This window comes from Mycobacterium sp. (assembly GCF_032159565.1).
GTDB lineage: Bacteria > Actinomycetota > Actinomycetes > Mycobacteriales > Mycobacteriaceae > Mycobacterium.
On record NZ_JAVHWR010000167.1, the window covers coordinates 1 to 5,342 of the forward strand.

Genomic DNA, 5,342 nt, shown 5'->3' on the forward strand with positions numbered 1-5,342 from the left:
GACGACGCCAGCGAGATCGGGCGCCTACAGGTCGGCTTCAACGCCATGGCGGCGGGTCTGACTGAGCGGGAACGCATTCGGGATGTGTTCGGGACGTACGTCGACCGCGATGTTGCCGAGCACATCCTGCAGGGCGCCGCTCTGCAGGCCGACGAGGTGGACGTCACGATGATGTTCGTCGACGTACGCAGCTTCACCACCTTCGCAGAACGGCTTCGGCCCATCGAGGTCGTCGCGGCACTCAACCGCCTCTTCGAACGGATCGTTCCGCTGGTGCACCGACACGGCGGACACGTCGACAAATACGCGGGCGACGGGCTCTTCGCCGTGTTCGGAGCACCACGGCGCTACGTGGATCACGCTGACCGGGCGTTGCGAGCCGCACTGGAAATCTCCGACGCGGTGCGCGACGAGTTCGGGACGGCGCTGTCAGTGGGCGTCGGGTTGAACTCCGGACCAGTGGTGGCCGGAAATGTCGGCGGTGCTGGACGGCTGGAGTTTTCCGTCATCGGCGACGCCGTCAACATCGCCGCGCGTGTCGAGTCGGCTACCCGTCAGACTGGCGATTCCGTTCTGCTGACCGGTCAGACCCTGGCCTTGCTCGGCGCAGATCACGGCGAGTTCGTCGAGCGCGCAGGGCTGCGCCTGAAAGGGAAGACCACACCTGTGAAGATCTACGCAACGGCTCCGGTGGCTCCCTAGTTCAATTCAGCGCTCGATCATCTCCATCTGCGCTTCGTTGTGGTGTCCGCCGGATGCCGGTGTGAGGTCGTCCAATCGCCTCATCTGCTCGGTGGTCAGCACGACGCCGTCCGCGGCGACGTTCTCCTCGACGCGAGCGACATGCTTGGTACCCGGAATCGGCGCGAGGTCATCGCCTTTCGCGAGCAACCAGGCGAGGGCGACCTGTGCCGGCGTCGCCCCGGCTTCCTCGGCGACATCCTGGACTTCGTCTGCGATGGCGAGATTGCGCTGAAAGTTCTCACCGGTGAATCGGGGGTTGCTTGCGCGGAAGTCGGTCGAATCGAATTGGTCTGTCGAACGAATGGTTCCCGTCAGAAAGCCATGTCCCAGCGGTGAATACGGCACCAGGCCGATGCCAAGCTCGCGCAGTACGGGTAACACTTCCGGTTCCTGATCCCGCGTCCACAGTGAGTACTCTGATTGGAGCGCGGTGATCGGGTGGACGGCGTGCGCTCGTCGAATTGTGTCGACCCATGCCTCTGAGAGTCCGATGTATCGGACCTTGCCCTCACCGACGAGTTCGGCGACCGCGCCGACGGTGTCCTCGATCGGGGTGTTCGGGTCGACTCGGTGCTGGTAGTAGAGGTCGATGTGGTCGGTTCCCAACCGCCGAAGCGACCCCTCGACGGCGGCGCGGATGTTGGCGGGACTGCTGTCGAGATTCCACGGGCCTTGACCGGCGTGCGAGACGAGCCCGAACTTGGTGGCCAGCACCACCTCGTCGCGGCGGCCCTTGATCGCACGTCCGACGAGTTCCTCGTTGACGTAGGGTCCGTAGATCTCGGCGGTGTCGATAAGGGTCACACCCAGGTCGAGCGCGCGGTGAATGGTACGGATCGACTCGTCGTCGTCCGTGCCCGCTCCGGTGTACCCGTGGGACATGCCCATGGCGCCCAAGCCGATTCGGCCGACCTCGAGATCCCCGAGTTTCGCGATCTTCATTTGCAGCTCCTTGAAAGAAAATTCCGGTCGTGATTGCGTCGGGCGACGCTGTCCGTCACAGTTCGGTGCCTTCGGGAACGTGGTACTCGGCGTCGGTGACGTGCTCGCCCCACTCGGTCTCGACCCGGCCCGATATGGATTCGGGCGCCTCCCACATCGCCAGGTGCGTCATGAAATGCGTGGGAGCCGCGCCGTGCCAATGCCATTCACCGGGCGGGGTGTAGACGGTGTCGCCCGGCCGCATCACCACGACATCGCCGCCGCGCGACTGGACCAACCCGATGCCGTCTGTGACGTGCAGGGTCTGCCCGCATGCGTGCGTGTGCCACGCAGTGCGAGCACACGGGGCGAAGCGCACCGTGTTGACGCGCATCCGTGACGGCTCTTCACCCTTGGCGATGACGTCGAAGTACACGTCGCCGGTGAACATTTCGGCCGGGCCCTTGGTGGATGTGCCCGTGGGTATTTTCTGCATGTCGCTCCTCATCGGATTGAGGCGGAATCACTTTTGAGCCCGGCAGTCGTCGGTTGTCCCCTAGGGCTTGATCAAGACTTTGAGCGATTTGCGTTCGGCCATCGCGCGGTATCCGTCGGGCACTTCGTCAACGCTGATGGTGCGATCGAACACCTTGCCGGGCTCAACCTTGCCCTCGAGGATGTCGGGCATCAGTTCCTCGATGTACGCGCGGGCGGGAGCGGCACCACCGGTGAGGGTGATGTTGCGCATCATGGTCTTGAAGTTCATCGGCACATGCGTGTACTGCGAAACCCCGAGCCGGCTGACGGCGCCGCCGTCGCGGACCACGTTCAGAGCCGTCGCCAGTGACGCTTCGGTGCCGACGCATTCGATGACGGCGTGAGTGCCGTCGCCACCTGTGAGCTCACGGACTCGTTGCTCGCCTTCCTCGCCGCGCTCGGCTACGACGTCTGTGGCGCCGAATTCACGCCCCAGATCGGTGCGGTCGGTGTGGCGTCCCATCAAGACGATCTGTTCGGCGCCGAGTCGCTTCGCGGCCAGCACCGCGCACAACCCGACCGCACCGTCTCCGACCACGGTGACCGAATGGCCCGGCCGGACCCTGGATGTCACCGCACCGTGATGGCCGGTGCAGAAGACGTCGGACAGCGTGAGCAGCGACGGCATCAGTGCCGAGTCCTCGGCGACCGGTAGCTTCACCAGCGTGCCGTGAGCTTGCGGAACACGCACCGCCTCGCCCTGACCGCCGTCCACGCCCGCAGATCCCCACCCGCCGCCATGGCGGCACGACGTGTGCAGGCCTTCCCGGCAGAAGTCGCACGTGTTGTCCGCCCACACGAACGGAGCGACCACCAGGTCACCGCGCTGAAAGCCGGAAACCTCCGAGCCGACCTCTTCGACGACGCCGATGAACTCGTGGCCCATCCGGCGGCCGCCGTCCTTGTGCTGCATGGACTGGTAGGGCCAGAGGTCACTGCCGCAGATGCAGGCAGACGTAACGCGGACGATGGCGTCGGTGGGCGCGCGCAGGACCGGGTCGGGGACGGTCTGGACGCGCACGTCACCGGCTTGGTACATCACGGTTGCTTTCATGGGTATCAGTCAACGTCGCTTTCCTGGGGGCTGGCAGTGTCTGTCGTTCCAGGTAACGGCAGTACCCCTCAGGGTTGGCGGCACACTCCTAGCCTGGAGTGCATGGACCACCGCAAGGACATCCGCGACTTCTTGACCTCGCGGCGCGCCAGGATCACGCCGGAGCGTGCCGGCCTGCCCGCTTACGGGGGCAATCGACGGGTCACGGGACTGCGCCGCGAGGAGGTCGCCCTGCTGGCGGGGGTCAGCGTCGACTACTACACCCGCCTCGAGCGCGGGAACCTGACCGGCGCATCCGAGAGTGTGCTGCACGCGGTGGCGCGGGCGCTGCAACTGGATGACGCGGAGGGTGAGCACCTCTTCGACTTGGCCCGTGCCGCCAACGCGACACCGAGGACCCGCCGACGCAACAGCGCGGCTCGCGTCCGTCCCAGCGTCCAGCGTGTGCTCGACGCGATGTCCGGAGCGCCGGCCTGGGTGCACAACGATCGACTGGACTTCCTGGCAGCGAACCGGCTCGGCTACGCGCTGTACTCGGAGTTCTTCACTGATCGGTTTCGTCCCGCGAACAGCGCCAGGTTCATGTTCCTCAACCCGCGCTCACGCGACTTCTACCCGGAGTGGGAGCAGATCGCGGACAACACGGTGGCAATCCTTCGCGGCGCCGCGGGACGCGACCCGTTCGACGACAAGCTGACCAAGCTGATCGGTGAATTGTCCACACGCAGCGAGGATTTTCGGGTCAGGTGGGCGGCACACAACGTGCGGCTGCATCGCACCGGCGTGAAGCGACTGCACCATCCCGTGGTCGGCGACCTCGAGCTCACTTACGAGGGGATGGAACTGCCCTCCGATCCGGGCCTGATGTTGTTCGCCTACACCGCCGAACCAGGCACCCCGTCGGAGGATGGTCTCAAGCTGCTCGCCAGTTGGGCCGCGACCCAGGAACTCGCCGAACCCGCAGAGACGGCCGGTGAGTTCGCTCGCGGCAGACAATCCGACGGTTAACGCGGCCGTTCTCCGGGGATAGCAGGTGGCAGACACCTAATGTCGCCGCATGGAACGCATCTGTGAATCGCAGCCATGAGCCTTCCACCCTCGACCCCCGCCAGAAGCGTCAGTGTGGGCGCGGTGTTCCGCCCACAAAGCGCCCCCGAACGCATCGCCGGAGCGGCGCGGGCCGCCGACGCCGCGGGTCTCGACGAGCTCTGGCTGTGGGAGGACTGCTTTCTGGCAGGCGGAATCTCGGCTGCCGCCATCGCGCTGGCGAACAGTCAGAGGCTCAAGATCGGTATCGGTGTGCTGCCCGTACCGATGCGCAACGTCGCCGTGACCGCAATGGAGATCGCCACCCTTGACCGCGCCTACCCCGGGCGCATCCGGGTCGGCCTCGGCCATGGTGTCCAAGACTGGATGGCGCAGATCGGCGAGAAAGTCGCCTCGCCGATGACCTTGCTTCGCGAGTACGTGACAGTGCTCTCTGCGCTGCTGAGCGGTGAGCGGGTCACCCACGACGGTCGGTATGTGAAGCTCGCCGACGTCGGCCTCGACTGGCCGCCGGAGCGGAACATCGAACTCCTCGTCGGCGCCGAAGGCCCGCGGACACTGGCGCTCAGCGGCGAACTGGCCTCGGGAACGGTGATCACCGGCGGCACCTCCCCGGACCGTCTTCGGGAAGCCCTGCGACACATCAGTATTGGCCATGCCGAACGTGTAGAGCCGAAACCGCGGTCAACCGTTGTGTACCTGATCTGTGCGACAGGGCCCGACCCCGAGAGTCGCGTGCGCGACGAGTTGGCCTACTGGCAGTTGGATGCATCGCAGGACCTGGCCGTCTACGGCCCAGCCGAGGAGATCGCAGCCGCTGCGAAACGGTGGATCGACGCCGGTGCGGACACCATCGTGTTCCAGCCGCCCGCCGATGCCGATGTCGATGCGTTCATCGACGTTGTCGGAAGACAGATCCGGCCGTTGATCGCTATGTCACCGAGTGAACCGCATCGAGGATCACAGCCGTCACCGCGTCGGGGTGGGATATCAGGGTGAGGTGCGAGCCGCCGTCGAACTCGGTGACGGTCGAGTGGGC

At 65.6% G+C, this 5,342-nt stretch carries 6 protein-coding genes; 3 read left to right on the forward strand and 3 right to left on the reverse strand.

The window, feature by feature from the left end; translation table 11 throughout:
- Positions 1 to 702, forward strand: a 702-nt coding sequence (locus tag QOC76_RS22255; protein WP_526360448.1) for an adenylate/guanylate cyclase domain-containing protein, incomplete at its 5' end; no start/stop codon positions are given.
- Positions 703 to 708: 6 nt separating this feature from the next.
- Here QOC76_RS22255 and QOC76_RS22260 read toward each other — a convergent pair.
- Genes QOC76_RS22260 through QOC76_RS22270 form a run of 3 tightly spaced genes read right to left on the reverse strand, consistent with a single transcriptional unit; the run spans position 709 to position 3,256 of the window.
- Positions 709 to 1,686 (reverse strand): aldo/keto reductase, encoded by a 978-nt coding sequence (locus tag QOC76_RS22260; protein WP_526360450.1) that lies wholly within the window; start codon positions 1,684 to 1,686, stop codon positions 709 to 711.
- 55 nt (positions 1,687 to 1,741) lie between these two features.
- Complete coding sequence (locus tag QOC76_RS22265; RefSeq protein ID WP_526360452.1) at positions 1,742 to 2,161, reverse strand: (R)-mandelonitrile lyase; 420 nt, start codon at positions 2,159 to 2,161, stop codon at positions 1,742 to 1,744.
- Between the two features lie 60 nt (positions 2,162 to 2,221).
- The gene (locus QOC76_RS22270; RefSeq protein ID WP_526360454.1) at positions 2,222 to 3,256 is read right to left on the reverse strand and encodes a zinc-dependent alcohol dehydrogenase family protein; all 1,035 of its coding nucleotides are present in this window, start codon (positions 3,254 to 3,256) and stop codon (positions 2,222 to 2,224) included.
- Positions 3,257 to 3,358: 102 nt separating this feature from the next.
- Between QOC76_RS22270 and QOC76_RS22275 the strand changes: the two genes are divergently transcribed.
- Positions 3,359 to 4,264 (forward strand): helix-turn-helix domain-containing protein, encoded by a 906-nt coding sequence (locus QOC76_RS22275; RefSeq protein WP_526360456.1) that lies wholly within the window; start codon positions 3,359 to 3,361, stop codon positions 4,262 to 4,264.
- Positions 4,265 to 4,339: 75 nt separating this feature from the next.
- Positions 4,340 to 5,302, forward strand: coding sequence for an LLM class flavin-dependent oxidoreductase (locus tag QOC76_RS22280; protein ID WP_526360458.1), 963 nt, complete (start codon positions 4,340 to 4,342; stop codon positions 5,300 to 5,302).
- Positions 5,303 to 5,342 lie beyond the last annotated feature (40 nt).

What these genes read in the sequence shown, in the direction of transcription:
- QOC76_RS22270 (WP_526360454.1), bottom strand. Translation starts at nt 3,256, where the DNA reads ATGAAAGCAACCGTGATGTACCAAGCCGGTGACGTGCGCGTCCAGACC.
- QOC76_RS22260 (WP_526360450.1), bottom strand. Translation starts at nt 1,686, where the DNA reads ATGAAGATCGCGAAACTCGGGGATCTCGAGGTCGGCCGAATCGGCTTG.
- QOC76_RS22265 (WP_526360452.1), bottom strand. Translation starts at nt 2,161, where the DNA reads ATGCAGAAAATACCCACGGGCACATCCACCAAGGGCCCGGCCGAAATG.
- QOC76_RS22280 (WP_526360458.1), top strand. Translation starts at nt 4,340, where the DNA reads ATGAGCCTTCCACCCTCGACCCCCGCCAGAAGCGTCAGTGTGGGCGCG.
- QOC76_RS22275 (WP_526360456.1), top strand. Translation starts at nt 3,359, where the DNA reads ATGGACCACCGCAAGGACATCCGCGACTTCTTGACCTCGCGGCGCGCC.